We start from the raw sequence: 26,593 nt of genomic DNA, 5'->3' as shown, positions 1-26,593 counted from the left end.
CTACCACTGTCGGATTTTTTTACAGCGCCGGCTTGGACACTGCCGAATAGTCTCGCGTGCTTCCAAAAGAAATTAAACCAATTATTTGAATTTAAAGGAGTATCTTTACGGTTCCAAAAATTGGCGCAATTATTGCTTTTGTTGACGGCAGAGAGTGGTATGCAGCTTCGTGTTTGGGGCGAGGATTGGCGGCTGCTCTTTACGGTTCGTCAAAAAGTGATCATCTGAAGGAGTCACCATGAAAAAGGATGTTAGTCTCGCTTCGCCAAAGCAGCTGGCGGTTCTCCTGGCGAGCGTAGGTATGCTGCTCGCACTGCCCGCCGGGGCGACGGTTGTCGACGGGCTGAGTGCCGACGCGCAGGCTATGGCTGTCGGCGGCACACCCGGCACAGACGGTCCGAATACCAGTTCAAGCTTCACGTCTGCTAACGCTAACAGTAGCAGCGGCATCTTTTTTGCTAACGGTTCGTCTTTTGGCAACGCGGTGGGTCCTTACCGCGCCAGCGGTGACGGCAGCGGCAAGTTTGACAGCAGCGGGCATTTCATTCGCTCCTGGGGTATTACCAATGACAGCGGTGTCGCACAGCACTACGCCTTCAGCTTCTTCATCTATTATGGGAGCTTGTCGGCAAGCGACAATGGTGCCGGTGGCACGGGTTCCGCAGGATACAAAGCAAGCATTACCCGTGACGGTACAACCTCCTTGTTCAAGAGCGAAGCCGAGATCAAAAGTGATGGTACCCTGACGACGAGCGGAACCATCCTGGATGGGGCCACGCAATCCGGCTCCAGCTATTTCTGGAACGGCACTTACGTTAACGTCGATCTTGGCATCCTGAATTCGGGGCAGTCAACCAGTATCGTCTATGATCTGGTTGGCTACGCGCATGGCGATTATGGAACAACTACCGATTGCGGCTATGGTGGCTATGGCGAAGTTGCCACCTTCGCCGCCAGCGTCGGCGAAACCCAGTGTACGGGCTCATCCCATGGGTCCCTTGGTGATCCCGACCAATCGAATAACACGCCGATCCCCGGCATTGGCATTACTGCGACGGCGGTGCCCGAACCGGCCACGCTCGGCTTGCTGGGCATGGGTCTGGCGGCACTCGGTTTCAGGCGGCGCCGGCAGCGAGCTTAGGAGGCAAGCCCGTAGGTCCGGCTAGCCTGCACATGGCCTAAGCCGGCATTCGTGGTTCAGAATGTCGGCTTAGGCTACGCTAACCCGACCGACGCGAGTCCGCGTCTCTGCTCGGCGCCTTGGTGGCGTCTGGTCGCACCTGACGGGCGTCTTGGCGCCCGTTGCGTTTTCCGGGGAGAGCGCTTGCTGGATGGCCACGATTGTACTGAACTGGGAACTGGGGGCAGCTCTTGGACATGTTGCGCGCTACCTGCCGATTGCGCTGCAGCTCAGGGAGCGAGGGCATCGGCCGGTGCTGGTCCTGCGAGATATTTCGCGCGCCGAGGCGGTGCTCGGTCCGCATCGGATCGAGTTCCTGCAGGCTCCGGTGTGGCTCACCCCGGTGTTCGGTTTGCCACCAGACCTCAACTTCACCGAGACACTCTACCGATTCGGCTTTCTCCATCCCGAAGGTCTGCTGGCGATGGCGATGGCCTGGCGTGGCTTGTGGGAACTGCTGCAGCCGCAGTTGCTGGTTTTCGATATGGCGCCGACCGCCTTGCTCGCCGCTCGCGGTCTCGGCATCCCACGCCTGCTTCTCGGCAACAGTTTTGCCGTTCCGCCGCGCGTGCGTCCCTTGCCGCGTTACCGCTGGTGGACCAGTGGCGCTGGTGAGCAGGCGCGCCTCGCGGAAACCGACGAGCGGAGCACGCGCAACTGCAACACCGTTCTGCAAAGACTGGGCGCCCCGCTGATCCGTCAGGTGGCCGATCTGTTCGAAGCGGAGGCGACCTACATCTGTGCGCGGCCGCCGCTCGATGTTTATGGTGTTCGCCAGGATGGCGAGTATCTCGGCCCGATCAACAGCCTGAACATGGGTGCCGACCCGCTCTGGCCGTTGGGCGACGGAGCACGCGTCTTTGCCTACCTGAAGTCGGACTACAAGCATCTCGAACCCCTGCTCAATGCCATCGCCAAGAGCCGGGCGCGCTATCTGATCTACGCGGCGGGACTGCCTGAGCAAGTCCGCAAACGCCACGAATCCGAGCATGTCACGTTCAGTGCAATACCTCTGCGGATGCGTGAGGTGGTCAAGCAGTGCACGGCGATCATCTGCCACGCTGGCGGGATGACCGACATCGCCCTCGATCACGGCAAACCGCTGCTGCTGCTACCGATGCAGATGGAACAGACGATGACCAGTCACCGTGTGGATTTGCGGTCAGGCGAAGATGCTGCCGATGATCCGGCTGACCTGACCGGCCAGATCGGGGCTCAGGCAATCGACGGTCTGCGGCCGCAGCGTGTTGCCGATCCAGGTGATCTGTCGCTTGGCGAGCTGGCGGGTGGCGTAGATGCCACGCTCGCGCAGTTCGCGACGGGGCGCGAGGCCGTCCTGGACTTCCCACACCTGCCGGTAACCGACGCAGCGCATCGACGGCAGATGAGGATGTAAGTGGTATGTTTTGCGCAAGCACTCGACTTCGGCCTCCAGCCCGGCGGCAAGCATCGCTGCGAAGCGGTCGGCGATGCGCTGGTGCAGGACGCTACGATCCGAGGGCAGCAGGCCGACCGAAACGAAGCGGTAGGGCGGCGCCGCTTTCTCCTCGCTCATGATCAGCGCCGACAGCGGGCGGCCGGAAAGGCGAAAGACTTCGAGCGCGCGCTGGATGCGTTGTGCATCGCTGCGCTGCAGGCGCGCCGCCGTTGCCGGATCGACCTCGGCGAGTTCGGCGTGCAGCGCCGGCCACCCCCGGGCAGCGGCATCCCGGTCGATCGCCGCACGTGTTGCCGGGTCGGCTGCCGGCAAGTCGACCAGGCCGTCGACGAGTGCCTTGAAGTAGAGCATGCTGCCGCCGACGAGCAAGGGCACGCGGCCGCGCGCCGTGATCGCTGCCATTGCGCGCAGTGCGTCAGCACGGAAGCGGGCCGCCGAGTAGGCTTCCTGCGGGCTGATCAGGTCGATCAGTTGATGTGGGAATTCGGCCAGGGTTGCCGCGTCGGGTTTGGCGGTGCCAATGTCCATGTCGCGAAAGACCTGCGCCGAATCGACGCTGATCAGCTCGACGGGGAAGCGCCGCGAAAGTTCGAGCGCCACCGCGGTCTTGCCGCTGGCGGTCGGTCCCATCAGCAGGATTGCCGGCGGCAGAACTCCCGGAGGTGCGGCGACCTCGCTCATCGGCCGCGCAGGAAGTGGCGGTCGAGATCGGTCATGCTCAACTGCGTCCAGGTTGGACGGCCATGGTTGCAGTGGCCGGAACGTTCGGTTTCCTCCATCTGCCGCAGCAGAGCATTCATTTCCGCCAGCGACAGCAACCGCCGGGCGCGCACTGCGCCCTGGCAGGCCATGCTGGCGAGAAACTCGTTGCGCGCTGTGGTCAGCAGTTGCGTGACGCCATGCTCGCGCAGTTCGTTCAAGAGCGAACGCGCCAGCGCGGCCGGGTCGGCGGCCTGCAGCAGGAATGGAACGCCACGCACCGCGAGCTGCCGGGGACCCATCGGCGCGAGATCGAAACCGAGTTGTCGCAGTGCTGCGGCATGCTCTTCGGCGGTGGCGACGTCGATCGCTTCGGCATTGAACACCGCGGGAATCAGCAGCGCCTGCGTCGCCAGTCCTTGCTCGTCGAGTGCGTGTTTGAGCTTCTCGTACAGGATGCGTTCGTGCGCCGCATGCATGTCTACGACCACCAGACCCTGGCGGTTCTCCGCCAGGATGTAGATGCCGTGCAGTTGCGCGAGGGCATAACCAAGCGGCGCTGCTTCGGCTTCGGCGGCTGGCGGCAGTGAATCCGGGACTTGCGCGGCCTGCGCGAACGCCAGGTAAGTACTGTTGCTGGCAGGTTCGCCAACGCCGAGAGAACCCTGGTACGCTGTCTGGCCGGTGAAGGTCGGGCGCTCGGCCTGGGTCGCGCTCGCCGGATGATCGGGCCAGCGCGATGACGACTCGTCTGCTGCCGGCATCTGCGCAGTCGGCGCTGGCGGGGTTGCCAGCGGACTCGACAACAGCCGCTGCACGGCATGGAAGACAAACTGGTGCACCGAGTGCGCGTCGCGGAAGCGGACCTCGGTCTTCTGCGGGTGGACATTGACATCGACAGTCGCCGGATCGACTTCCAGAAACAGACAGTAAGCCGGGTAGCGGCTGCCGTGCAGCAGGTCCTGGTAAGCCTCGCGCAGGGCATGGCTCAATAGCCTGTCGCGAACGAAACGGCCATTGACATAGACGTACTGGGCGTCGCCGCGGGCGCGCGAGTAGGCCGGCAGCGCGCAGAAGCCAAGAACGCGCAGTGGCCCGGCAGCGGCGTCAAGGCGCTGCGACTCGGCGAGAAAATCCTCGCCAAGAATCGCGCCGGCACGCGTTCGCACATCGCTCCTGGGCAGGTGCAGACTGACACGACCATTGTGCGTGAGCGTGAACCCCACTTCTGGATGGGCCAGCGCGATGCGCTTGACGGCTTCGGCGCAATGGGCGAATTCGGTGTTGTCGGACTTGAGGAATTTTCGGCGTGCCGGCGTGTTGTAATAAAGATCGCGCATTTCGACCACGGTTCCGAAGGGCAGGGAGGCCGGTTCGGGCGTTGCCCCCGCTTCCGCACTGAGCCGCCAGGCATGCTGTCCGGCGGTGCTGCCGACCTGCTGCCGACTGGCGATGGTGACCCGCGCGACGGCGGCCACCGAGGCCAGCGCTTCGCCACGGAAACCGAGCGTGCCGACGCGTTCGAGGTCATCGAGCGAGCTGATCTTCGAGGTCGCGTGGCGGACCAGTGCCAGCGCCAGTTCGTCGCGTGCAATGCCGTCACCGTCGTCAATGACGCGGATCAGTTTGACGCCGCCTTCTTCGAGCTGGATCTGGATCGTCGAGCTGCCGGCGTCGAGGGCATTCTCCAGCAGTTCCTTGAGTACCGAGGCCGGCCGATCGACGACCTCGCCGGCAGCGATCTGGCTGATCAAGAGATCGGGCAGGAGATGGATGCGGGTGGTTTCGGGCATCGGCTCATTATACCGGCCCGGCTTCCGGTAGAATCGCTCCTTGCCTCCAGCCTCCTTTCTGACGATGGAATACCTGACCAGCTTTATCGACATCATCCTGCACCTCGACAAGCACCTGGCGATACTGGTGCAGCAATACGGGTCGTGGATCTATGCGATCCTTTTCGTGATCATCTTCAGCGAGACCGGCTTCGTGGTGACGCCTTTCCTGCCCGGTGATTCGCTGCTCTTCGTCGCCGGTGCGCTGGCAGCGCTGGGTGGCATGCAGATCGGCGTCCTGCTCGCGGTGCTGATTGCCGCAGCGCTGCTTGGCAATATGCTCAACTACCAGATCGGCCGCTATCTCGGGCCAAAGGTCTTCCACTGGGAGCAATCGCGTTTTTTCAACCGATCGGCGCTCGAAAAGACGCACGCCTTTTACGAGAAGCACGGCGGCAAGACCCTGGTCATTTCGCGTTTCCTGCCACTGTTTCGCACCTTTGCACCGTTCGTGGCGGGCATCGGCGCGATGAGCTACGGAAAATTCACTTTCTTCAATCTGATCGGTGGGATCGGCTGGGTCGGCTCGCTGACTCTGGCGGGCTACTGGTTCGGCAACCTGCCGTGGATTCAGCAGAATCTGACGCTGGTGATCGTTGCGATCATCGTGATTTCGCTGCTGCCGGTGTTCGTCGGCTGGCTGCAACACCACAAGGCTAGCGCATGATTACCCTGGTGATCCTGATCTCCGGGCGTGGCAGCAACCTCACTTCGCTGCTGAACGCTGCGGCTTCCGGAGCGATGCCGGCGCGTATCGTCGGCGTCATCTCCAACCGGCCCGATGCCCTGGGCCTGCAGACCGCCGAAGCACACGGCGTGCCGACGTGCGTCATCGACCATCGAGGGTTTGCCGAGCGCGAACAATTCGATGTCGCGCTCGCCGCGGCAATTGACGGCTTCGCACCAGACCTCGTGGTGCTGGCAGGATTCATGCGGATTCTCGGCAAGGCTTTCGTGCGTCGCTACGAGAATCGCCTGATCAACATTCACCCTTCGCTGTTGCCGGCATTTCCCGGCCTGCACACGCACCGCCGCGCGCTGGCCGAAGGCGTCCGGATTCACGGCTGCACCGTACACTTCGTGACCCCCGACCTGGATCATGGACCGGTCATCGTGCAGGCAGCCGTACCGGTACTCGACGACGACGACGAGGCGACGCTTGCCGCGCGCGTCCTGGCGCAGGAACATCAGGTCTACCCACTGGCGGTGCGCTGGTTTGCCGAAGGCCGCCTGCGACTGCGTGACGGACGCGTATCGCTGGATGCGCCGCAGGCTGGCGGCGTGGTGCTGATCGCTCCGCAGCTCGTCGCGGGGTAATTCGGTGAGCCGATGCCTGTCGTTCTGATCATCGCCTTCCTTGCCTCGCTCGGTGTCCACTCGCTGCTGCTCTTTGCTCCGGAGATCGACTGGTCGGCCGGTAGCGAGCCGCCGACGCTGATTGCTGAACTGAAGACGCCGCCAGCGCCTCTGCCGTCCCTCCAGCCGGAGGCGAAGGCTGAAGTGAAGCCTGTGGCAGCGAATCGGCATCCGGCGCGGCGCAAGCCGACGGCGTCAGCCGCGCCCCGGTCGGTGCTGAGCGCTCGTGATTCGCCAGCGGCGACCCCGGCGCCCGTCTCTGCGCAAGAGCCCGACCCGGCGCCTGTGCTACAAGGAAGTCAAGAACTCGAGGCCATGCCGGACCTGTTGCCGGCAATCCCGTCACCGCTTGCCCATTCGGCGCCGGTCGCGTCGCAATTGCCGGCGCATGGCAGGATTCGTTACCGCGTCGATCGCGGCGATCAGGGTTTTCAGATCGGTTTCTCGATCCACGATTGGGAAGTCGTCGACGGCAGATACCGGATCACGGCGGTGACCGAAACCAACGGACTGGTCGGGTTTTTCCGGCCGCTGCGGATTTCGAAGTCGAAAGTCGCGGCCGGTGGACCGCTGCCGGATTGCTTCCCGAGCGGGTGATGACCCACCAGAAGGGGCGCGCAAGCGACCAGCGAGCCGAGTTCGACTGGGATGCGCTGCAGTTGCGGATCGGCGATCGGCCGGCGCAGGCCTTGCGCCCCGGTACGCAGGACCTGTTGAGCTTTCCCTACCAGTTGGGCTTGTTGCCTGACCTCGGCGCGAGCCGCAGCTTGCCGATCGTGACCGGCAAAAAATATGCAGACTATCGAGTCGAAGTCGTCGGCGACGAGGACGTCGAGGTTCCGGCAGGAACCTTTCGCTGCCTGCACCTGCGCGTGCCGGGCGTGGCCACGACCGAACTCTGGCTGGCCTACCAGCGTGCGCTGCTGCCGGTGAAAATCCAGCATGTTGACCGCAAGGGCGATCTTTACGTGCAGGTCGCGACCGCCATTGAAATCAGCCAGGAACCGCAATGACCGCAAGCGCGCGTTTTACTCCCGCCCTCTTTCGCCACGCCGAAGCACTGCTGTCGGAACTGTTGCGCTCGGCTTTTCCAGCCGACCTGGTCGTTTCCCACTATTTTCGCCAGCATCGCGAACTCGGCCATGCCGACCGCGGTTTCGTTGCCGAATCGGTGTTCGCCGTGCTGCGTCGCAAGCGCTCGCTGTCGGCGCGTTGTGCCGGTGAGGTGACTCGCGGCGGCTGCTGCTCGCCGCCCTGGCCTGCCTGCAGGGAATGAACCGGCGCCAGCTGGAGGGCGTGCTGAGCGAATCCGAGAGCAAATGGCTGGCACAGGCCAAGGCGGTGAAGATCGACGAACTGCCGCCGGCGGTTCGCCTCGATCTGCCCGACTGGCTGTACGCCGAGTTCATGGCGCAGTACGCAGCCGATGAAGTCGATCGCCTGGCAAACGCTCTCAATCAGCCGGCGCCGCTGGATCTGCGCGTCAATCCCCTGAAGGCTGGTCGGTCGGAGGTGCTGGCGCGCTTGCTGGCCGACGGGCTGGCGGCCGAGGCCTGTCGCTATTCGCCGCTGGGAATTCGTCTGCTCGGCAAGCCGGCCCTGTCGAAGCATCCGTTATTCATCGATGGCAGCATCGAAGTGCAGGACGAGGGCAGCCAGCTGCTCGGTTTCCTGTTGCAGCCCAAGCGCGGCGAAATGGTCGCCGACTTCTGTGCCGGTGCGGGTGGCAAGACCTTGTTGCTTGGAGCGCTGATGCGTTCGCAGGGCCGGCTCTATGCCTTCGACGTCGCCGAGCGGCGCTGGCCAGGCTGAAACCACGCCTGGCACGTTCCGGCCTGTCGAATGTGCATCCGCTGCGGATCGAATCCGAACGTGACATCAGGATCCGGCGCCTTGCCGGCAAACTCGATCGGGTGCTGGTCGACGCGCCATGCTCCGGCCTCGGTACCCTGCGTCGCAACCCGGACTTGAAGTGGCGGCAGACGCCGGCAAGTGTTGCCGAGCTGGGGGTCAAACAGGCGGCGATTCTCGCGGCCGCCGGGAGTCTGGTCAAAGCGGGTGGACGCCTCGTCTACGCGACCTGCAGTCTGCTCGAAGTCGAGAACGAGGCGGTGGTCCAGGCCTTCCTGGCGGCGCACCCGGACTTTGTTCTGTGTTCTGCACAGGATGTCCTGACCAGGCAGGGGATCGCGATCGACGTCGGCGAGCGCCTGCGCTTGTTTCCGCATCATCACGGGACCGACGCCTTTTATGCTGCAGTAATGGAGCGGCGATGACCGAAAAGCAGATGTTTGCCCTGCTGTTCGACCTCTGGCGGGATTTTCAGGATCCGGCTTTTCTCTGGCAGGTGCTGGCGTTGGGTGCGAGTTTGCTGCTCGCCTGGGGGGGCGCGCGCTACGGCCGACGGCACGAGTTCGCGCGCGTGAGTACGGCGCACGGTGCCTTGCGCGCCTTCGGTACCGGTAGCCTGAAGCGCGTCGCGTTTCCCCTGCTGGCGCTGCTGTCGGTGTTGATTGTCCGCCAGAGTTTCAGGCACTGGCAGCTCGGGCCGGTCAGCCTGCTCGATCTGGCCGTGCCATTGCTGCTCTCGATGGCGCTGGTGCGGGCGGCGATCTATGTTCTGCGCCACGCCTTCTCGCCGAGTGGCTGGCTGGCCAGTTCCGAGCGCTTCATCGCCACCAGCCATCTGGTTATGCCTGGCGCTCTATCTGACCGGGCTAGCGGAACCTCTGATCGAGATGCTCGAACAGGTGAGCTTCCACGTCGGCAAGCAGAAGCTCGACCTGTGGACCCTGTTGACCGGCCTGCTGACCGTCGTCGTCACAGTCCTGGTCGCACTCTGGCTCTCGGGCGAGATCGAGGCTCGCCTGCTCGCCAGCGAGACGCTGGACTCGAATCTGCGCGTGGTGCTGGGCCGCCTGGTCAAGGCAGTGCTGTCGGTGGTGGCCTTGTTGCTGAGCCTGTCGATCGTCGGCATCGACATCACTGCTCTGTCGGTGTTCAGTGGCGCATTCGCCGTCGGTCTCGGACTCGGCCTGCAGAAATCGCCAGCAATTACGTCAGTGGCTTCATCATTCTGCTCGACCGATCGATTCGCATCGGTAACCTGGTCAGTCTCGACGCGACGACCTCCGGAGTCGTCACCCAGATCACTTCCCGCTATACGGTCCTGCGCACACTGGCCGGTACCGAGGTGATCATTCCCAACGAGTACCTGGTGTCGAACATCGTGCGCAATGAGTCCTTCACCGATTCACGACTGCGGATGATGGTACCGGTACAGGTGGCCTATGGCACCGATCTCGAGCAGGCGATGCGCCTGATGACCGAGGCGGCGCAGGCACAGCCGCGCGTCTTGGCCGAACCTGCGCCGCAAGCGCTGCTGACACTGTTTGCCGATAGTGGCATCAATCTCGAGCTTGGTTTCTGGATTGCCGACCCGCAGGAGGGGACCGGTGGCGTCCGTTCGGCGATCAACCTGATGATCTGGCGCTCGTTCCGCGAGCACGGCATCGAGATTCCCTTCCCGCAGCGCGAGGTACGCCTGCTTGGTGGTATGCCGTCAGCGAGCGTGCCTGGCGCTTCTCGTGACGAAAAAAATCCCGCGCCGTAATCTGCGCGGGATTGAAGGCCCATCGTTGCGACGGGCTACAGGGAGGTCAAACCATTTGCTGATACGGTCATGATGTTCGGCGCCTGCGCCTGCTCAGCCAGCAGCGTGCGCCGTACCAGACCAGCGCGCCGACGGCGGCGATCAGCGAAGCCTTGAGCAGTTCCATTTCTCCGGCGCTGAGCACATCCCAGGCGACAATCCCGATGAAGATGCCGATTCCTTCAGCCACCGGGAAGGGCTGCGGGAGTTGCGCCACCGCCCTCATCTACCCGCAGTGTGCGCCGTGCGCTGTTTCGCCGAAGTGATCCGCAGAATCATCTTCAGAAACGCCCTGCTGGCCGGACGAGGCCGAGTCGCTGGCGAAGAAGTGTTGACGTGTAGTGGCGAGGAAGTGCTCGCAGTTCAGCTTGAAGTCGCTCATCTTGTCTTCCTTGATCGTTGTTCTGTACATGGGAAGCAATGATAGAGGCCGACCAGAGCATTCGTCTGCAGCAATTGCGTCAGCTTTCCGTGACGTTCTGTGACAGGGGCCAGCTGAGCGTGAAGCGGGCCCCGCCAAGCGGTGATGCCGCGGCGCTGGCATTGCCGCCATGCTGTTCCAGTACCAGTCGTGCGATCGCCAGCCCGAGTCCGTAACCACCGGTCGCACGGTCGCGCGAACGGTCGAGGCGGGTGAAGGCAGAGAAGACCGTTCACGTTCATCAGCCGGTATGCCGATGCCGTCGTCGTCGACGTGCACCTGGATCCGGCCATCGCGCACTTCCGCGCTGACCCGGATACGCGTCCTGGCGTACTTGATGGCGTTGCGCAGCAGGTTGGTGATCGCGTAGGGCATGCTTCTGCGATCGAGTTCGACGCGCAGCAGCGGCGGCAAGGCGGTGTTGTCGACCTGCAGCTCAAGCTTGCGCGCCAGCACGCGGCTGGCCTCCACCTGTTCTTCAAGCCAGGGAGCGATCTCGACCGCGGTCAGGTGCGGGTCAGGCTGCTCGCGCTCGAAGCGGGCGTAGGTCAGGCTGGAATCGATCAGGCCGTCGAGTTCATCGAGGTCGGCTTCCATCATTCGCCACAAACGCTCGCGCTCGTTTGGGTCAGGGTTTCCGCCAGCATCTCGAGCGCGAAGCGCAGGCGCGCAATCGGTGTGCGCAACTCGTGCGAGATGGCGCTCGACAACTCCTTCTGCGTTGCAATCAGGCGCTGGATCCGTTCGGCCATGCCGTTCAGAGTTTCGGCCAGCGGTCTGAAAGCGCTGCTGCGCATGCTTGGGCGCGCGCGCCGCGAAGAGTCCCTCGCCGAGGGCGCGTGCGGTCTGTCGCATCGCTTCCAGATCTCGCCAGACCGGATGCACCCATAGCCAGACGACAATCGCCAGGCAGACACCGATCAGGCTCCAGGTCAGCAGACTGATGCGTAGATCGAGCGGCATCCCGCGCGGGTATTCCGGGTTGCGCTCGGGGGAAATCGGGCCGACGACCAGAATCTGCGGGGTCTGTTTGAGGCGGTGGTAGATGATGTCTCCCTGCGCGTCGATCGCCAGTTCGCCACTATCGAGCTCTCTCGCCTGTATTGGCGGCAGATTCAGCGTCCAGCGGTCGACGATGTCAAGCTTGTAGGCGAACTTCCGATCGAGCGCTGCGATCGTCTTTGGCCATTCCGAACGTGGCCTGCGGAACAGTTCGTCTTCGATCAGGAGCACCGTGCCGCGCATGAAGCGGCTGGTGTAGTCGTCGGTGATGCCCTTGACCGCAGTCGAAATGACGAAGTCGGCAAAGATCGCGATGGCCACGAAGGAGCCCATGACCAGCAGGTAGAAGTTGAAGAACAGCCGGGACAGGCTGTAGCGCCCTCGCCAGGGCGCCGGCTTGTAAGTCCCGAGGATGGCGAGCAGCTTGTTGCTATTGCCAGTCATGCTTGCTGAACAGATAGCCCTTGCCGCGCACGGTCTTGATTCGCGTCGGGTTTTCCGGGTCGTCTCCGAGCTTGCGGCGCAGCCTTGAAATGCGGGCGTCGATCGAGCGGTCGAGCCCGTCGAAAGCCGATGCCGCGCAGTTCCTGCAGCAGGTCGTCGCGCGACAGGATGCTGCCGGCGTGGCGGGCGAGCAGCCACAGCAGATCGAATTCGGCTGTGGTCAGGTCGATGCCATCGCTGCCGAGCTGCGTGCTGCGCGTCGCCTGGCTGATGCGAAAGCTGCCAAAAGCCAGTTCGGAAGGTTCGCGGTTCGCCGGTTCGCTGCCAGTTGCTGCCAGTGCTGCCCGGGTTGACCGGCGAGCGGCGCAGCAAGGCCTTGATGCGCGCCAGCAGCAGGCGCGGCTGTACCGGTTTGGCAATGTAGTCGTCGGCACCCAGTTCCAGGCCAAGGATCTGGTCGAAGTCCTCGTCGCGTGCCGTGAGCATCAGGATCACCCCGCCGTACTGCGGGCGGACGGCGCGGCAGACCTCGAATCCGTCCTTGCCGGGCAGCATGACGTCGAGAATGACCAGGTCGGGTCGCTCGTCGAGAATGCGTGCCTCGGCAGTGTTGCCACGCGGCTCGATCTGGACCTCGAAATCGTTCTTGCGCAGGTACTCGGCGGTCAGGTTGGCGAGGCGCTCATCGTCCTCGACCAGCAGGATATGTGTTTTCATTCGCCAATGATAACGGCTTGTGGCTGTGCGTACACACGTGCACCCGAGAAGGCCGTGTTTGGCCTGCCGGCGACCCACAAAGCCTGCCGGTGGCGAATACCCCCAGGGTTTGTCAAAGTTTCTGACAAGTTGCTTTGGCACGACGGCTTATTGCCTTAGAATCGCGTGCTTGCTCATTAAAGGACGGTTTATGTACGCTGGATTAGTCGATTGGCCCTGGTGGGCTTATGTGTTGCTCACCCTGGGTTTGACGCATGTCACGATCGCCGCGGTGACCATCTTCCTGCACCGGCATCAGGCGCATCGTGCGCTGGATCTGCATCCGCTGGTCGCACATTTCTTTCGCCTGTGGCTGTGGATGAGTACCGGCATGGTGACCAGGGAGTGGGCGTCGATCCATCGCAAGCATCACGCCAAGTGCGAGACTGCGGAAGACCCGCACAGTCCGCAGGTTTTCGGCATCCACAGGGTCCTCTGGACCGGCGTCTTCCTCTACGTCAGGGAGGCCCGAAACCAGGATACCATCGAGCGTTACGGCCGCGGCACACCCGACGACTGGATCGAGAATCATCTCTACTCGCCGTGGCACAAACTCGGCGTCCTGATCATGCTGGCCATCGACATGGCGGTTTTGGCGTGCTGCCGGGCACCCTGATCTGGGTTGCGCAGATGGCCTGGATTCCATTCTGGGCGGCTGGCGTGATCAATGGTCTCGGGCATTTCTGGGGCTACCGTAATTTCAGCTTCCCCGGACGCCAGCACCAACATTTCCCCCTGGGGTATCCTGATTGGCGGCGAAGAGCTGCACAACAACCATCACACCTTTCCGACTTCTGCCAGGTTGTCGATCCAATGGTACGAAGTCGACATCGGCTGGCTCTATATCCGCATCCTTTCTGCGCTTGGCCTGGCGCAGGTGAAGAAGGTGGCACCCAGACCGCGTCTGGGTCATCTGCGGCCGGTCGTCGATTTCGACACCCTGCAGGCGGTAATCATTAACCGCTACGACGTACTGTCGCAGTACGCTCGCTCGCTGAAACAGGTATATCGCGAGGAACTCGTCACGCTGCAGGACGGCAGTCGCTTCAAGGGCATGAAGCGCTGGCTGGCGGCGGATGCCGGTGCTGTTCCGCAGGAACAGCGCGGGCGGCTCGAGTTGCTGCTCGGCGAGAGCCGTGCGCTGCAAACCGCTTACGCCATGCGCCAGGAACTGGTGGCCGTCTGGGAACGCTCGAACGCGTCCCGCGAGCATCTGCTCAAGGCTTTGCAGGACTGGTGCGAGCGCGCCGAGCATTCGGGAGTTCGGCAGTTGCAGGAACTATCGCTGCGCCTGCGCAGCTATGTACTGGCCTGATCGAGCCCACTGATGCGCGTTTCGCCGCGTCTTGCCTTCGGCCTGCTGATGCTGGCGGCGACCGGTCTGACGCTGGCCGGATGGTTGCTCGGCGAGATGCTCAGGCTGCAGGCGTGTCCTCTGTGCATCTTTCAGCGCCTGCTCTATCTGCTGATTGCCTTGTTCGCGCTGGCCGGTGTGCTGTTGCCCGGCTACTCCCGCTTCTGGGGCGTGCCGCTCGGCCTGACGGCAGCCGGCGGCCTGGCGACCGCAGCCTACCAGAGCTGGCTGCAGCTTCTGCCCGACGCGAGCATGGCCTGCGGTTTTGGTGAGCCGACGCTGATCGAGCAGATTGTCGACTGGTTTGGCGTACGCTGGCCGTCGCTGTTCATGGCCACCGGTTTCTGTTCAAGCAAGGACTGGCTGTTCCTCGGCCTGTCGATGGCCAACTGGTCTTGTCTTTGTTTTCTGGCTATTCTGGTCGTCGCTGCCGTACTGGTGATGAGGCGCGGCGAGTGCTAGAGACCGCGCTGAAACGCAGGTTGCCGGATCAACGCATGCGCTGTCTGGGATCGAAACGGACAATCGCCCGCCCGTCAGCGGTCTTTCTCGGTGGCGCTTTCCAGGCATGTCCATAGACCACTTCAACGGTCGCCGGCAGCCGTCCGGAGTGCGCGAGTTGTGGATAGGCAGCGCGCGCCGCGGCCCAGGCCGAGCGCCCCATCAGGCCATGCCGGCGAGCCCGCATGGCACAGGTCGAGCCACTTCTGCGCAAATCGTTGAGCAGGTCGTCAAAGCTCGCGTAGGTCATGGTCAGGACCTCCGCATCCATCACCGGGTCGGTAAAACCACACTCGACAAGCATGTCGCCGTAGTCGTGCAGGTCGGTAAAACGCTGGGTATGGACGTAACCATCGGCAAAACTGGCGCGCAGTTCTTTCAGGGTGTCCGGTCCAAAAGTCGAGAACATCAGCAGCCCATTGATGGCGAGCAGCCGATGCACTTCACGAAACACTGCCAGTGGATCATCAAGCCAGTGCAGCATCAGATTTGACCAGACGAGATCGATCGACTGCCTTGGCAAGGGCAGGCAGGCTGCATCCGCGACCAGCAGCGGCGCTTGCCTGCCGCGCAGAAACGGCAGCAAGTAGCGCAGCCGCGAGCGTTGTGCCTGTCCCGCCTGCAGCATCGCTGCGCAAAGATCGACGCCAAGAAGCAAAGCTTTGGGATAATGTTCACGCAGCGCGGTGAGACTGGCACCGGTGCCGCAACCGAGATCGAGGACACGCTGCGGCTCGATACGCACATAGTCGAGGCGTTCGAGCATGCGACTGCCGATTTCGCGCTGCAGAACTGCTACCTCGTCGTAGGTCGACGCCGCCCGCGCAAAATTTCGTCGCACCTGGCGCTGCTCGACGAACTGCGCCGGTGCCTTCATTGACGACTGGCTCGCCTAGATCGGCCGTAGCCCAAGCTTCTCGAACAGCACTTGATCACGATCGGCTTCAGGGTTGCCGGTGGTCAGCAGTTTGTCACCGTAGAAGATCGAATTGGCGCCAGCCAGAAAACACAGGGCCTGCAGTTCTTCGGCCATCGCCTGACGGCCGGCCGACAGACGTACGAAACTGGATGGCATGGTGATGCGCGCGGCGGCAATGGTGCGCACGAACTCGAAACCATCGATCGGCGCAACATCGGCCAGCGGTGTACCGGGAATCGGTACCAGATTGTTGATCGGCACCGATTCCGGCGGCGGATTGAGGCTGGCAAGCTGGACGATCAGCGCAGCGCGGTTGCGGCGCGACTCGCCCATGCCGATGATTCCTCCGGAACAGACTTTGATGCCGGCCTCACGTACCTGGCCAAGGGTATCGATGCGGTCGGCGTGCTTGTGGGTGGTGATCACCTGTCCATAGAAAGAGGCATCGGTATCGAGGTTGTGGTTGTAGTAATCGAGACCGGCTTCCTTGAGTTCGTTGGCCTGGCCATCCTTGAGCATGCCCAGGGTGACGCAGGTCTGCAGACCGAGGCCCTTGACGGCGCGGATCATTTCGCTGACTTTCGCGAGATCCTTGTCTTTCGGACCTCGCCAGGCAGCACCCATGCAGAAGCGCGAGGCGCCCTTGTCCTTGGCGGCCTGCGCCGCGGCGATGACCTCGTCGAGCGGCAGCAAGGCTTCACGTCCGGTTTCGGTATTGTAGCGTGCCGCCTGCGAGCAATAGCCGCAATCCTCGGAACAACCGCCGGTCTTGACGGAGAGCAGCGTCGAGAGTTGAATCTCATTGGCGTCAAAGTTCTCGCGGTGCACCTGTTGTGCACGGAAGATCAGGTCCATCAGGGGAAGCTGGTATAGCGCCTCGACTTCGGCGACAGTCCAGCACGCTGTGCGGGCTGCAGCGGCAGCATGTTCGGGAGTAAGCGCGGCGGCTTGAGGAATGGCATTCATGGTCGGTAAACCTAAGGGTTGGGGTAAATTAAGGCCCGGCAGTACGGATTCTTTGCGAGCACTTGAAAAATGTCAATCTTAACTCAAAGCGCCGGCTTGGTCCGCAGATCGTGCGCAAGGCTGCTTTCGCAGGACTGTCTGTTATGCGGCGCCGACAGCGGCGAGCACCTCCTCTGTCGAGCCTGTGAGGCGGATTTGCCGCGACTGCCGCTGCCAGTCTGTCCTCGCTGTGCGCTGCCGACGTCGCATGGTGAAGTCTGTGGCCGCTGCCTCGCCAAGCCACCGCACTACGATGCCACGTTCGCCGCTTTTCGCTATGCCTTCCCGATGGACAAGCTGGTGCAGTCATTCAAGTATGGACATCGTCTGGCACTCGCAGACTACTTCGGCCACCATCTTGCCTTGCTGAGCGAGAACGAGCTTGCCGACCTGATCATCCCCTTGCCGTTACACCCCCTGCGTCTTCGCGAACGCGGCTTCAACCAGGCGCTCGAACTCGCCCGACCGGTCGGCAAAGCCTGCCGAATCCCTATCGACACGCGCAGTTGCCGCCGCATCCGTCGCACCGCCATGCAGGCTGACCTACCCTGGCGAGAAAGAGCAAGAAATGTTCGTGGTGCCTTTCACTGCGAATCGGATTTTACCGGCAAGCGACTACTCCTGATCGACGATGTGATGACCACCGGCGCGTCACTGGACGAATTGGCGCGTACGGTGAAGTTGCACGGTGCTGTGCGGGTGGTGTTGCTGGTCGTCGCCCGCACCTTGCCTGCGTAATCGCCGGCATTCCGGAACAGAGTTGCTGTGTCGCCAGTGGCATGCACCGTTATACGCGCAGCAGCCCGGTCTTCTCAAAGATGTTCGAATTCGGCGATGTCTGCGCCCGAACTGCCTGCTGGAGCGGCAAAGGCAATGATTCCGCTGCCGTGCAGGGCAAGTTCCTCGTGCTTCAGAAACAGCTCCTGCTCGCCGTTGACCGTCACGAAAGTGCCATTGGTACTGACATCCGTAAGTACGAAATGCTCGCCTCGCCGCTCAATCAGCGCGTGGTTGCGAGAGGCGCGGCGATCGCGAACCGTGATCTCACAACTCGTATCACGGCCCATGAGCAGGCTGGTTCGGTGCTTGTCGAGCACTTTCACAATGTGACCATAACGTACGCAAAGCCGCAGTTCCCTATCCTGCACGGGCGCATGCGGCTCGACAATCGCTTTGGCAGGCTCACTCGCATGCTCAAGCCAGAGCACTTCGAAGACCTGCAGTTCAGCAGGCTGTCCGGCGATCGACCGATTTTCCAGGGGGCGTATCGACAACTGCTGATGCGGCGACAAAAGTACCTGTGTGGTGCCGCTGGTCAACACCTGCCCGGCGCCGGCCAGCCTCGCCAGGGATTCCGCAGTGTTCACGCACTCGCCGAGGAACTCACCAAGCTCCTCGATCACGGCTCCATGATGAAAACCGACCTGGATCGCCAGTTGAACGCCGGAGACGGGTGGCAGGTCGGCGACCCGCCGCTGCATGGCGATGGCCGCCTGGCAGGCATCGTTGGCGTTGGCGAAGACTGCGGTGAGGTCGTCCCGACCGGTCTTCACAATGCGGCCGTGAAAGCCATCAATGCCACGGCGCATGCGTTTCATGCAACGGTCAACGGCGTGCAGGGCTTCGGCACCAGCGAGTTTTTCGAATAGTCGTGAGCTCCCGGCAACCGCAGCAAACACTACCGACAGCATCCTTTCTCTGCTGCTCATGTATCGTACTCCCTGTCTTGTTCCTTGGCATCAGCCTGCTGCATCGATTCTGCAGGCCGGTCATCATCGCTGCTGGGCTTGCTGTTCATCGCCGCACGACCTGTAGCGGAATGATTTCCGGCGATGAGCAGCGATCGCCGGGTGGCTGCGGGTCGAACACCGAATCGCCTCCAGCCATGGTTGTCAGCTCGGTCCCGGGACGCAAATCCTTGAAGTCGAACAAGGTCTGGTCGGCCAGATGCGAGGGAACGATTTTCTGGAGCGCAGAAAAAACCGATTCCGTGCGTCCAGGGTAGCGCCGATCCCAGTCAGCCATCATTTCGCGAATTTTCTGGCGTTGCAGATTGTCCTGCGAGCCGCAGAGATTACAGGGAATGATCGGGTAGTCCATGCCGCGCGCGAAACGCGCGATGTCCGCTTCGCCGCAGTAGGCCAGCGGTCGGATCACCACATGCACGCCGTCGTCGGTGACCAGTTTGGGCGGCATTGCCTTGAGCTGTCCGGCAAAGAAAAGATTGAGGAAGAGCGTGTGTACGATGTCATCGCGATGGTGACCAAGCGCGATCTTGTTGGCACCGATTTCCTTGGCGGTACGATAAATGATGCCGCGACGCAGTCGAGAACACAGCGAACAGGTCGTCTTGCCCTCCGGAATCTTGCTCTTGACCACCGAATAGGTATCCCGTTCGACGATCCGATAGTCGACACCAATTTTCGTCAGATATCTCGGTAGCACATCAGCAGGATAACCCGGCTGTTTCTGGTCGAGATTCATGGCGATCAAGCGAAAATCGACCGGTGCACGTTCACGCAAGGCCATCAGTAGCGACAGCAGCGTGTACGAGTCCTTGCCGCCGGAAATGCAGACCAGAACCGTATCGCCATCCTCGATCATGTTGTAGTCGGCAATCGCCTTGCCAGCCTGGCTCTCCAGGCGTTTTCTCAGGCGCAGCAGGGTATTCGACAGTTCCAAAGGAGCCCTTTCCAATGGCATGATGAATTACAGATGCGCACTGCGACCGCCATCCACATTGATGACCTGACCGGTCACGTAGGTTGCGTCTTCGAGTAGATAATGTACCGCCCGGGCGACGTCCTGCGGACAGCCGGCTCGCTCCAGCAAGGTATGTGCCACGATTTCTGCGCGCGTGCTACTGTCAAAAAAGCCATCCTCGGGCCACAGGATCGGCCCCGGAGCAACGGCATTCACGCGCACCAGCGGCCCCAGTTCAATGGCCAGGGCACGCGTCAGTCCCAGCAGGCCCGCTTTCGCTGCGCAGTACAGTGGATGACCGGCGAGTGGTCTTTCGGCATGGATGTCGGTGATGTTGACGACGGCGCCGCGCGCAGCCAGCAGATGTGGCGCGGCAGCCTGGGTCAGAAACAGCGGCGCCTTGAGATTGCTGCCCACCAGATCATCCCAGGCCTCCTGGTCAATGCTGCCGAAAGGCGTTGGAAAAAAGCTTGAGGCGTTGTTCACCAGGGCATCGAGACGGCCAAAACGATCAATGGTGCCGGTCACCAGCCATGGCAAGGTCTCGATGTCCCGCAGATCGGCCTGCAGACAAGCTGCCGAAAAGGGTCTGAGCGCATTCAGTTCGGCAACCAGCGCTGCGGCAGCCGCCGATGCCTGGCGGTAGTGCACCATGATGTTGGCTCCGGTTGCGTGCATTTCGCGCGCAATGGCGCTGCCCACCCGCTTGGCGGCACCGGTTACCAAGATCGTCTTTCCGCTCATCCCCTGCTCATCCCCATGCTATCCCAACGATCAGGAAAGCAACCAAGAGTTGATTCTAGCGGATTCTTGCCACCGTCTTCCGAAAAACGCTCCTTTCCATCGGCGTCGCGGTAAACTGTAACAAAACTGATATTGGGAGATCATTGATGAGCCACCTGGACACCCCCCTCGACGCCGACGATCTGATGATGATTACCGAGCGTATCGGCAAACTCCCGGCAGCCGAAGCCGAATGGGTCAGCGTCCTGCTGCAGGAGTTACTGCGCGCGCGCGCACGCGAAGCTGAATTGCTGGCCGGGGAAGCAACCCTCCGGCGAGAAACCGAGGCGCACAGCGCTGAGCTTGACGATCACCTGGCACAGCTCGCTCTCGACACCGCCGAGTGGTTGAAAACACTGTGGAATGTCGGCTACATGGGAGCTGGCAACTTTCGTGCCGACCCACGCTCGACATTTCCGTCGATTGACCTCGAAGATATCCGGAAATCCTCGCTCTTTGCCCGTATTCGCCAGGGCAAGCACGCCCTTCCGTTTGCACCGCCGACCCGGCAGGGCTTGCCCTGGCACGAACTCCTCGAAGGCCAGGCAGAGCAAACCCACACGGTAAATGCTGAAGTCATTCGCGATGAAGAGGATCTGCCGATCGGGGCGATCATCGAAGCTTGTGCCGAGTGGCAGATCATCGAAGAAGACGCCGGGCAACAGGAATTCATCGTGCAATACCAGGGCAAGGGACCGCGCTACCGGCTGCGGCTGACCGACGGCACGACTGCCCGACTGCATCGCGAACCGCCGAGTATGACGTGCAAGATCCACCTGCAAGGGCACGGTAGTTTCCACAGCTACACGCTCGAATGGCCCGAAGCCGACGACCGCAAGCAGTTCGTGCCCTTGCGCGCAGCCACCTGGGCGCGTGCAGAATCGGAGGCGGAGCATTGGCTGGCGACGACGCATCCGGAAGTGTACGGCCAGGTCCGCTTCGAAGTCTGCGAACAGTGAAGCATTGACTGCCCGGATCGCAGCCTCGCTGCCCGTTCCGACGGCCGATGCGCTGGCCGGCAGCGCAGCGCTGAGCCGCGACATCGCGGCGCGGATTGAAGCCGCAAGCGGCTGGATCGGCTTCGATCGCTTCATGGATCTCGCGCTCTACTCACCAGCTCAGGGCTATTATGCCGGTGGTGCGCACAAGTTTGGCGCAGGCGGAGATTTCATTACCGCACCGGAGCTCGGCTCGACCTTCGCTCAGACCCTGGCCGCGCAGGCAGCGCAACTGCTTGCACTGACTTCTCCACAAATCGTCGAGGTTGGCGCCGGGAGCGGGCAACTCGCCGCCGACCTGCTGCTTGAACTGGCTCGGCGCGACCAGCTTCCCAAATGTTACGGCATCCTCGAAGTGTCCGGTGAATTGTGTGCCCGCCAGCACGAAACGCTTGGCAAGCGTGCACCGCATCTCCTGCCACGCGTACGCTGGCTTGACCACCTGCCCGAGCATTTCGATGGTTTGGTGCTAGCCAACGAAGTGCTCGATGCGATGCCGGCACATCTCGTGAGCTGGAACGGGGCAACAATCGCCGAGCGCGGTGTTGCGGTCAAGGATGGGCAGTTCATCTGGAGCGATCGCCCGGCCAATGGCCGGCTGCTCGAACGTGCCCGAGTTCTGGCCGCGGAATGTGCGATAGCACCCGGCTATCTGAGTGAAATCGCACTGCTGGCGCCGGCCTGGGTGGCGCAATGGGCCGCGATCCTGGGACACGGTGCGCTGCTTCTGATCGACTATGGCTTTCCGCGGCGCGAATATTACCACCCGCAGCGCGATGCTGGCACGCTGATGTGTCACTACCGTCACCACGCACATGGTGAACCCTTCTACCTGCCGGGCTTGCAGGACATCACGGTGCATGTCGACTTCACCGCCATCGTCGAAGCAGGCTGTGAGGCCGGACTGGATTTGCTGGGCTACACCACGCAGTCGAACTTTCTCTTCAACTGCGGCTTGACCGAGATCCTGGCAAGAACGCCGGCGAGCGACCCGATGCGCTACCTGCCGCTCGCCAACGCGGCACAAAAACTGGTTTCACCAGCGGAAATGGGAGAACTTTTCAAGGTGATCGCCCTTGGTAAAGGCATCAGCGAACCACTACTGGGCTTCGTCAACGGCGACCGCAGCGCGGCACTCTAGGCTTGACGATGGACAATTCTGGCAGCAGCTCCACCAACCCCTTCCGTGTGAGCTAAATAGCGCGTATGCTGGCGCGTGCCATCTGGCATGCCACACTGCAACAGCTTAAGGAGAATCCGCATGGCCAAGAGTCAGTTACGCAGTAATCGCGAAGTCAAGAAACCGAAGCAACCCCAGAAGCCCGTCGTGCCGACGACACCTTTTGGTGGAACATCGTCGAGTGCCGGCTCGCACACACCCGAAGTCAAGAAGAAGTGAGCTGCAGCGCAGCCACACTCGCGGCCTGAACCCGAACCCTAAAGAGACGGCGAGCAAACCGGTAGGTCTGCCGGTGCCTGCAGAAGGAGGAAGCGCTGCCCGATCCGATCGATGGGTCAACTTTTACCGATGTGACCAGGCGCACCATGCCCCGCTCACTGCGCGACTGGCGCCTCGCTCGGCGGTGCGGCGACAAAGGAAAGCGTCCCGCTGCGCATCTGGAACGTTCCCTGCAAGGGGCCCATGCCACCGTCGGGTTCTCCGTCAAGTTTCGCAAAGCCCTCGCAGCTGCGCGTTTCGACGACAAACATGCGCTTGCCTTGCTTGAGAATCCAGGCATCGTTACCCGGCGCATAGACCTCTACCCTGCTTTCAGCACCTCCCGGTCCCATCTCGTGCCGCCGCTGGCAATCGGGCATGCGCGCCGCGACGATCGCGTACCTGGCGGTTTTTTCCCAGAAAAAGTTCTGAACACGAATCAGCGTCAGCGAATGCTGGCGCGAGGCAATTTCGAAAGACGCGCGCTGATCCGAACAGGCCATCAACAGAGGCAGAAGCAAGCAGGGGAGCAGCTTTTTCAATGACAAGGAAATTTCCTCTGGCGAATTCCGGAACCTGGTGGCGGCATCAGTCGAGCATCCGCCAGTGCAGCCACTCGCCAGCCCCGAGGGGGACCAGCCGATCGTCATCAGCATACGCGTAGGTTTCGGGTACACGCCAGTCCTGCTGTTCGAGCGTTACCTGGCCGCCATTGCGCGGCAAACCGTAGAAGTCCGGGCCATGAAAACTGGCGAAGGCCTCCAGCCGATCGAGAGCGCCTGCCGACTCGAAGGCTGCCGCGTAGAGTTCGAGCGCTGCATGTGCCGTGTAACAACCGGCGCAACCGCAGGCGGTCTCCTTGGCGGTGCGCGCATGTGGCGCGGAATCGGTTCCGAGGAAGAATTTACGGTTGCCTGAAGTGGCCGCGCGCAGCAGTGCCTGGCGATGCCTCTCGCGCTTGAGGACCGGCAGGCAGTAGTAATGCGGGCGCACCCCACCGGCAAAAATGGCGTTGCGGTTGTAAAGAAGGTGGTGAGCAGTGATCGTCGCCGCGACATTCGGCCCGCAATCGGCAACGAAGTTGGCGGCGTCAGCGGTCGTGATATGTTCGAAAACGACCCGGAGCTGCGGGTGCCGCGCCAGCAGAGGTCGCAGCACGCACTCGATGAACACCCGCTCGCGATCGAATACATCAATCGTCGGGTCGGTCACTTCGCCGTGCACCAGCAAAGGCATTCCCAGCTCGGCCATCGCTTCCAGCGCTGGCGCGCATCGATCGACATCCGTCACTCCCGAATCGGAGTTGGTCGTCGCTCCGGCCGGGTAGAGCTTGACGGCGTGCACGCTGTCGCAATCGACGGCACGGCGGATTTCGTCGGCGGGCGTTTTGTCGGTCAGATAGAGGGTCAATAGTGGTTCGAAAGCCACGCTCCGCGGCAGCGCGGCGAGGATGCGCGCACGATACGCTTGGGCAGCGGCGACCGTGGTGATTGGCGGGCGCAGATTGGGCATCACGATGGCGCGGGCAAACTGGCGCACCGTGTGCGGCAGGACCGCTGCCAGCGCCGCACCATCGCGCAGATGGAGGTGCCAGTCATCGGGACGAGTGATGGTGATCTGCATGCTTGCGTCTGAAGAAGGAAATCACGGAATTCCAGATTCTAACAGTGCTGGCGCCATTCCAGCAGATCGTGCAGCCAGGATATCCCTTGACCGGTCGATCGATACTTGCCTAGACTCTCGAACCATGAGTGAAGGCTACGTTCTCGCGATCGACCAGGGCACTACCGGCTCGACGGTGCTGATCTTCGACCACGACGGGCAGGTCAAGGGCCGAGCCTATTCCGAGTTCGCCCAGCACTATCCCCGGCCTGGCTGGGTGGAGCACGACGCCGAGGAGATCTGGCAGGTGACCGTCAGGGTCATCGGCGAAGCCCTGCGCGTCGCGCGTGTCCGAGCCAGCGATCTGCAAGCCATCGGCATCACCAACCAGCGGGAAACGACAGTGCTCTGGGATCGGGCCACCGGCAGGCCGGTGGCCCGGGCCATTGTCTGGCAGGACCGTCGGACAGCACGCTATTGCGACGAGCTGAAAGAGCGGGGACTGGAGGAATGGGTCCGCCACAAGACCGGTCTGGTGATCGACCCGTATTTCTCCGGCACCAAGGTGAAGTGGCTGCTGGATCACGTAGACGGTCTGCGCGCGCGCGCAGAGCGCGGCGAAATCGCTTTTGGCACCATGGATTGCTGGCTGGTCTGGCAGTTGACCGGTGGCAAGGCGCATGTCTCCGACTATTCCAACGCTTCGCGTACGCTGCTGTACAACATTCAGGAATTACGCTGGGACGAAGAAATTCTCGAACTGCTCGATATCCCCAAGGCGGTTCTCCCCGCGGTCAGGCCTTCTGCGTGCATTTTCGGATCGACCGATCCGGAGATGTTCTTCGGAACACACGGTATTCCCGTCGCGGGAATCGCCGGCGACCAGCAGGCGGCATTGTTCGGGCAAGCCTGCCACGGCGCGGGTCTCGCCAAGAACACCTATGGCACCGGTTCCTTCGTGCTGATGAATACCGGCAAAAAACTGGTCTTCAGCAAGGAAAAACTGCTGAGCACCATCGCCTGGGGGATTGGCGACGAGCCGGTCGAGTATGCTCTGGAAGGCGCCATCTTCATCACCGGCGCGGCCGTGCAGTGGCTGCGCGATGGTCTGAAGATCATTCAATCGGCTGCCGAGGTCGAGGCGCTGGCGCGCTCGGTGCCGGACAACGAAGGCGTCTATTTTGTGCCGGCACTGGTCGGTCTGGGCGCACCACACTGGGATCCCTACGCCCGCGGCCTGCTGATCGGCATCACCCGTGGCACCACCCAGGGACACCTCGTGCGGGCAGTGCTCGAGAGCATGGCCTACCAGACGCGCGACGTGATCGAGGCGATGCAGCGCGATTCCGGAATCACCCTCAAGGATTTGCGCTGCGATGGCGGCGCCTCGGTCAACCGTCTGCTGATGCAGTTCCAGGCCGACATTCTCGGGGTGCCGGTGGAAGTGCCGCGGATTGTCGAGACCACCGCCCTGGGCGCCGCCTATCTGGCCGGACTGGCCACCGGTTTCTGGAGCAGCCGTTCGGAGCTGGCCGCAAAATGGCAGCTCGACAACCGTTATACGCCGCGCATCGACGAGGCCGAGCGCCAACGTCTGTTCCGGCGATGGCACCAGGCGGTCGAACGCTGCAAGGGCTGGGCGCTGGATGACGAGTGAGCCTCATGACGTTCTGGTGTGCACTGAAGATTCATCAGCGCTCGGCGAGGCTGGCGCGCAGCTCGCGCAGATAAGCGAGTCCCTGGATCGCGCGACTGCCATACCAGGAGACCATTTCGCCGTCGATCAGAGCCACGCGAATGCCCGGCAGGTGTTCTGTCAATGGATGCAGATGCCTGGCACGGAAGGGGTAGGGCTCGCTGGAAAGAAAAACGATCTCGGCTTCCCGCACCAACTCCGGCAGATCGATTTCCGGATAGCGAACCAGGCTTGCCAGTGGCAGCGTATCCCAGCCGGCGGCAGCCAGCATACGCGAGATGTAGGTGTCACGGGCAACACTGAGCCAGGGTTCTCGCCAGATCAGGTAGAGCACCCGCTGCCGCGGTAGCCCGTTGGCCAGTGCGCCGAGCGCTGCCCATGCGTGCTCGAAGTCGGCACACAAGGCCTCGGCTTCTTTCTCTCGCCCGAAAATCCCGCCCAGCATGCGATACAGTTCGAGGTTGTCGCGGGCGGCCAGCGGGTGGGTGACGATCAGGTGTGGAACGAAATCGGACAGAGCTTCGACTTCTTCGCGACGGTTTTCATCGATGTTGACCAGTACATGCGTAGGCTGCAGCACGCGCAGTTTGTCAATGTCGAAACCCTTGGTGCCGCCGAGCTTCGGCACCCGCCGGACGACCTGCCGCGGATGGATGCAGAAACCGGTGCGACCGACCAGCAGTTCGGCGAGGCCGAGGTCGACCAGCAACTCGGTCAGGCTGGGCACCAGCGAGACGATGCGCGGCGTGCCGGGATAGCGAGTGTGCAGCTTGCCGAGCGCGTCAGACCATTGCATGATGAAGGCTCCACGTTC

23 protein-coding genes and 3 pseudogenes are annotated in these 26,593 nt (G+C 62.3%); 13 read left to right on the top strand and 13 right to left on the bottom strand.

The genetic code is table 11. The features are described from left to right. The first annotated feature begins 238 nt into the window (after positions 1-238). A complete protein-coding gene (locus V5B59_RS17790) occupies positions 239-1,141 on the top strand; it encodes a PEP-CTERM sorting domain-containing protein (protein ID WP_034908857.1) in 903 nt (300 codons plus the stop codon). 1,201 nt (positions 1,142-2,342) lie between these two features. Here the strand turns inward: V5B59_RS17790 and miaA are convergent. Both miaA and mutL read right to left on the bottom strand, forming a co-directional pair. Continuing rightward, on the bottom strand, positions 2,343-3,299 hold the full coding sequence (miaA, locus tag V5B59_RS17785) for a tRNA (adenosine(37)-N6)-dimethylallyltransferase MiaA (RefSeq protein ID WP_332352144.1): 957 nt from the start codon (positions 3,297-3,299) through the stop codon (positions 2,343-2,345). Then, complete coding sequence (mutL, locus tag V5B59_RS17780) at positions 3,296-5,110, bottom strand: DNA mismatch repair endonuclease MutL (protein WP_169068983.1); 1,815 nt, start codon at positions 5,108-5,110, stop codon at positions 3,296-3,298. Before mutL ends, miaA begins: the two co-directional genes overlap by 4 nt. Positions 5,111-5,174: 64 nt before the next feature. Between mutL and V5B59_RS17775 the strand changes: the two genes are divergently transcribed. From V5B59_RS17775 to V5B59_RS17750, 5 genes and pseudogenes are all read left to right on the top strand, one after another. Next, on the top strand, positions 5,175-5,816 hold the full coding sequence (locus V5B59_RS17775; protein ID WP_332352205.1) for a DedA family protein: 642 nt from the start codon (positions 5,175-5,177) through the stop codon (positions 5,814-5,816). Further along, positions 5,813-6,466: a phosphoribosylglycinamide formyltransferase gene (gene purN, locus V5B59_RS17770; protein WP_332352143.1), complete on the top strand. Its 654-nt coding sequence runs from the start codon at positions 5,813-5,815 to the stop codon at positions 6,464-6,466. The genes V5B59_RS17775 and purN overlap by 4 nt, the downstream gene beginning before the upstream one ends. 494 nt (positions 6,467-6,960) lie before the next feature. Next, positions 6,961-7,518, top strand: a complete 558-nt coding sequence (locus V5B59_RS17760) for a DUF3108 domain-containing protein (RefSeq protein WP_434735628.1) — start codon at positions 6,961-6,963, stop codon at positions 7,516-7,518. Further along, positions 7,515-8,781: pseudogene (locus V5B59_RS17755) on the top strand (RsmB/NOP family class I SAM-dependent RNA methyltransferase). Before V5B59_RS17760 ends, V5B59_RS17755 begins: the two are co-directional and overlap by 4 nt. Beyond that, positions 8,778-10,118 carry a mechanosensitive ion channel family protein gene (locus V5B59_RS17750; RefSeq protein WP_332352140.1) on the top strand — a complete coding sequence of 447 codons (1,341 nt, stop codon included), beginning with the start codon at positions 8,778-8,780 and terminating at the stop codon, positions 10,116-10,118. Before V5B59_RS17755 ends, V5B59_RS17750 begins: the two are co-directional and overlap by 4 nt. A gap of 67 nt (positions 10,119-10,185) precedes the next feature. Here V5B59_RS17750 and V5B59_RS17745 read toward each other — a convergent pair whose 3' ends face one another. The 3 genes and pseudogenes from V5B59_RS17745 to V5B59_RS17715 all read right to left on the bottom strand — a co-directional run bounded on the left by V5B59_RS17745 (position 10,186) and on the right by V5B59_RS17715 (position 12,741). Further along, positions 10,186-10,374 carry a hypothetical protein gene (locus V5B59_RS17745; RefSeq protein ID WP_169068979.1) on the bottom strand — a complete coding sequence of 63 codons (189 nt, stop codon included), beginning with the start codon at positions 10,372-10,374 and terminating at the stop codon, positions 10,186-10,188. A gap of 9 nt (positions 10,375-10,383) precedes the next feature. Beyond that, a complete protein-coding gene (locus V5B59_RS26495; protein ID WP_434735631.1) occupies positions 10,384-10,953 on the bottom strand; it encodes an ATP-binding protein in 570 nt (189 codons plus the stop codon). A 1,057-nt stretch (positions 10,954-12,010) separates the two neighbouring features. Then, a pseudogene (locus V5B59_RS17715) lies at positions 12,011-12,741 on the bottom strand (winged helix-turn-helix domain-containing protein). A gap of 190 nt (positions 12,742-12,931) precedes the next feature. On the opposite strand from V5B59_RS17715, the pseudogene V5B59_RS17710 reads away from it, so the two are divergent. Further along, positions 12,932-14,095: pseudogene (locus V5B59_RS17710) on the top strand (DesA family fatty acid desaturase). 12 nt (positions 14,096-14,107) lie between these two features. Continuing rightward, positions 14,108-14,596, top strand: coding sequence for a disulfide bond formation protein B (locus V5B59_RS17705; protein ID WP_169068974.1), 489 nt, complete (start codon positions 14,108-14,110; stop codon positions 14,594-14,596). A 28-nt stretch (positions 14,597-14,624) separates the two neighbouring features. Here the strand turns inward: V5B59_RS17705 and bioC are convergent, their stop codons facing one another. Then, a complete protein-coding gene (gene bioC, locus V5B59_RS17700) occupies positions 14,625-15,512 on the bottom strand; it encodes a malonyl-ACP O-methyltransferase BioC (protein ID WP_034916690.1) in 888 nt (295 codons plus the stop codon). 15 nt (positions 15,513-15,527) lie between these two features. Then, complete coding sequence (gene bioB, locus V5B59_RS17695) at positions 15,528-16,520, bottom strand: biotin synthase BioB (protein ID WP_034916692.1); 993 nt, start codon at positions 16,518-16,520, stop codon at positions 15,528-15,530. A 69-nt stretch (positions 16,521-16,589) separates the two neighbouring features. On the opposite strand from bioB, the gene V5B59_RS17690 reads away from it, so the two are divergent. Continuing rightward, positions 16,590-17,297, top strand: a complete 708-nt coding sequence (locus tag V5B59_RS17690) for a ComF family protein (protein ID WP_169068973.1) — start codon at positions 16,590-16,592, stop codon at positions 17,295-17,297. A gap of 74 nt (positions 17,298-17,371) precedes the next feature. Here the strand turns inward: V5B59_RS17690 and V5B59_RS26300 are convergent, their stop codons facing one another. The 3 genes from V5B59_RS26300 to V5B59_RS17675 all read right to left on the bottom strand — a co-directional run bounded on the left by V5B59_RS26300 (position 17,372) and on the right by V5B59_RS17675 (position 20,006). Next, on the bottom strand, positions 17,372-18,250 hold the full coding sequence (locus V5B59_RS26300; RefSeq protein ID WP_408612953.1) for an FHA domain-containing protein: 879 nt from the start codon (positions 18,248-18,250) through the stop codon (positions 17,372-17,374). 103 nt (positions 18,251-18,353) lie between these two features. Next, positions 18,354-19,262, bottom strand: coding sequence for a tRNA 2-thiocytidine(32) synthetase TtcA (gene ttcA / locus V5B59_RS17680; protein ID WP_169068970.1), 909 nt, complete (start codon positions 19,260-19,262; stop codon positions 18,354-18,356). A 6-nt stretch (positions 19,263-19,268) separates the two neighbouring features. Continuing rightward, positions 19,269-20,006, bottom strand: coding sequence for a pteridine reductase (locus V5B59_RS17675; protein WP_332352134.1), 738 nt, complete (start codon positions 20,004-20,006; stop codon positions 19,269-19,271). A gap of 146 nt (positions 20,007-20,152) precedes the next feature. Here V5B59_RS17675 and V5B59_RS17670 point away from each other — a divergent pair, with 146 nt between their 5' ends. From V5B59_RS17670 to V5B59_RS17660, 3 genes are all read left to right on the top strand, one after another. Then, entirely contained in the window at positions 20,153-21,004 is an 852-nt protein-coding gene (locus V5B59_RS17670; RefSeq protein ID WP_332352133.1) for a hypothetical protein, read from the top strand. Between the two features lie 4 nt (positions 21,005-21,008). Beyond that, the gene (locus tag V5B59_RS17665; protein WP_248594605.1) at positions 21,009-22,184 is read left to right on the top strand and encodes a class I SAM-dependent methyltransferase; all 1,176 of its coding nucleotides are present in this window, start codon (positions 21,009-21,011) and stop codon (positions 22,182-22,184) included. A gap of 120 nt (positions 22,185-22,304) precedes the next feature. Continuing rightward, entirely contained in the window at positions 22,305-22,442 is a 138-nt protein-coding gene (locus tag V5B59_RS17660) for a hypothetical protein (protein ID WP_169068967.1), read from the top strand. A gap of 155 nt (positions 22,443-22,597) precedes the next feature. Here V5B59_RS17660 and V5B59_RS17655 read toward each other — a convergent pair whose 3' ends face one another. After that, a complete protein-coding gene (locus V5B59_RS17655) occupies positions 22,598-23,023 on the bottom strand; it encodes a hypothetical protein (RefSeq protein ID WP_034918829.1) in 426 nt (141 codons plus the stop codon). Positions 23,024-23,069: 46 nt separating this feature from the next. Beyond that, entirely contained in the window at positions 23,070-24,104 is a 1,035-nt protein-coding gene (gene pyrC, locus V5B59_RS17650; protein ID WP_034918833.1) for a dihydroorotase, read from the bottom strand. 124 nt (positions 24,105-24,228) lie between these two features. On the opposite strand from pyrC, the gene glpK reads away from it, so the two are divergent. Beyond that, a complete protein-coding gene (glpK, locus tag V5B59_RS17645; protein WP_288132487.1) occupies positions 24,229-25,740 on the top strand; it encodes a glycerol kinase GlpK in 1,512 nt (503 codons plus the stop codon). A 34-nt stretch (positions 25,741-25,774) separates the two neighbouring features. Here the strand turns inward: glpK and V5B59_RS17640 are convergent, their stop codons facing one another. Next, positions 25,775-26,575 carry a helical backbone metal receptor gene (locus tag V5B59_RS17640; RefSeq protein ID WP_169068965.1) on the bottom strand — a complete coding sequence of 267 codons (801 nt, stop codon included), beginning with the start codon at positions 26,573-26,575 and terminating at the stop codon, positions 25,775-25,777. Between the last annotated feature and the right edge of the window lie 18 nt (positions 26,576-26,593).

Source organism: Candidatus Accumulibacter contiguus (assembly GCF_036625285.1).
GTDB lineage: Bacteria > Pseudomonadota > Gammaproteobacteria > Burkholderiales > Rhodocyclaceae > Accumulibacter > Accumulibacter contiguus.
The sequence above is the reverse complement of the archived record's forward strand: the minus strand, read 5'-3'. Positions and strand labels throughout refer to the sequence as shown.

What these genes read in the sequence shown, in the direction of transcription:
- V5B59_RS17790 (WP_034908857.1), top strand. Translation starts at nt 239, where the DNA reads ATGAAAAAGGATGTTAGTCTCGCTTCGCCAAAGCAGCTGGCGGTTCTC.
- miaA (WP_332352144.1), bottom strand. Translation starts at nt 3,299, where the DNA reads ATGAGCGAGGTCGCCGCACCTCCGGGAGTTCTGCCGCCGGCAATCCTG.
- mutL (WP_169068983.1), bottom strand. Translation starts at nt 5,110, where the DNA reads ATGCCCGAAACCACCCGCATCCATCTCCTGCCCGATCTCTTGATCAGC.
- V5B59_RS17775 (WP_332352205.1), top strand. Translation starts at nt 5,175, where the DNA reads ATGGAATACCTGACCAGCTTTATCGACATCATCCTGCACCTCGACAAG.
- purN (WP_332352143.1), top strand. Translation starts at nt 5,813, where the DNA reads ATGATTACCCTGGTGATCCTGATCTCCGGGCGTGGCAGCAACCTCACT.
- V5B59_RS17750 (WP_332352140.1), top strand. Translation starts at nt 8,778, where the DNA reads ATGACCGAAAAGCAGATGTTTGCCCTGCTGTTCGACCTCTGGCGGGAT.
- V5B59_RS26495 (WP_434735631.1), bottom strand. Translation starts at nt 10,953, where the DNA reads ATGCCCTACGCGATCACCAACCTGCTGCGCAACGCCATCAAGTACGCC.
- V5B59_RS17705 (WP_169068974.1), top strand. Translation starts at nt 14,108, where the DNA reads ATGCGCGTTTCGCCGCGTCTTGCCTTCGGCCTGCTGATGCTGGCGGCG.
- bioC (WP_034916690.1), bottom strand. Translation starts at nt 15,512, where the DNA reads ATGAAGGCACCGGCGCAGTTCGTCGAGCAGCGCCAGGTGCGACGAAAT.
- bioB (WP_034916692.1), bottom strand. Translation starts at nt 16,520, where the DNA reads ATGAATGCCATTCCTCAAGCCGCCGCGCTTACTCCCGAACATGCTGCC.
- V5B59_RS17690 (WP_169068973.1), top strand. Translation starts at nt 16,590, where the DNA reads ATGTCAATCTTAACTCAAAGCGCCGGCTTGGTCCGCAGATCGTGCGCA.
- V5B59_RS26300 (WP_408612953.1), bottom strand. Translation starts at nt 18,250, where the DNA reads ATGCTGTCGGTAGTGTTTGCTGCGGTTGCCGGGAGCTCACGACTATTC.
- ttcA (WP_169068970.1), bottom strand. Translation starts at nt 19,262, where the DNA reads ATGCCATTGGAAAGGGCTCCTTTGGAACTGTCGAATACCCTGCTGCGC.
- V5B59_RS17675 (WP_332352134.1), bottom strand. Translation starts at nt 20,006, where the DNA reads ATGAGCGGAAAGACGATCTTGGTAACCGGTGCCGCCAAGCGGGTGGGC.
- V5B59_RS17670 (WP_332352133.1), top strand. Translation starts at nt 20,153, where the DNA reads ATGAGCCACCTGGACACCCCCCTCGACGCCGACGATCTGATGATGATT.
- V5B59_RS17660 (WP_169068967.1), top strand. Translation starts at nt 22,305, where the DNA reads ATGGCCAAGAGTCAGTTACGCAGTAATCGCGAAGTCAAGAAACCGAAG.
- pyrC (WP_034918833.1), bottom strand. Translation starts at nt 24,104, where the DNA reads ATGCAGATCACCATCACTCGTCCCGATGACTGGCACCTCCATCTGCGC.
- glpK (WP_288132487.1), top strand. Translation starts at nt 24,229, where the DNA reads ATGAGTGAAGGCTACGTTCTCGCGATCGACCAGGGCACTACCGGCTCG.
- V5B59_RS17640 (WP_169068965.1), bottom strand. Translation starts at nt 26,575, where the DNA reads ATGCAATGGTCTGACGCGCTCGGCAAGCTGCACACTCGCTATCCCGGC.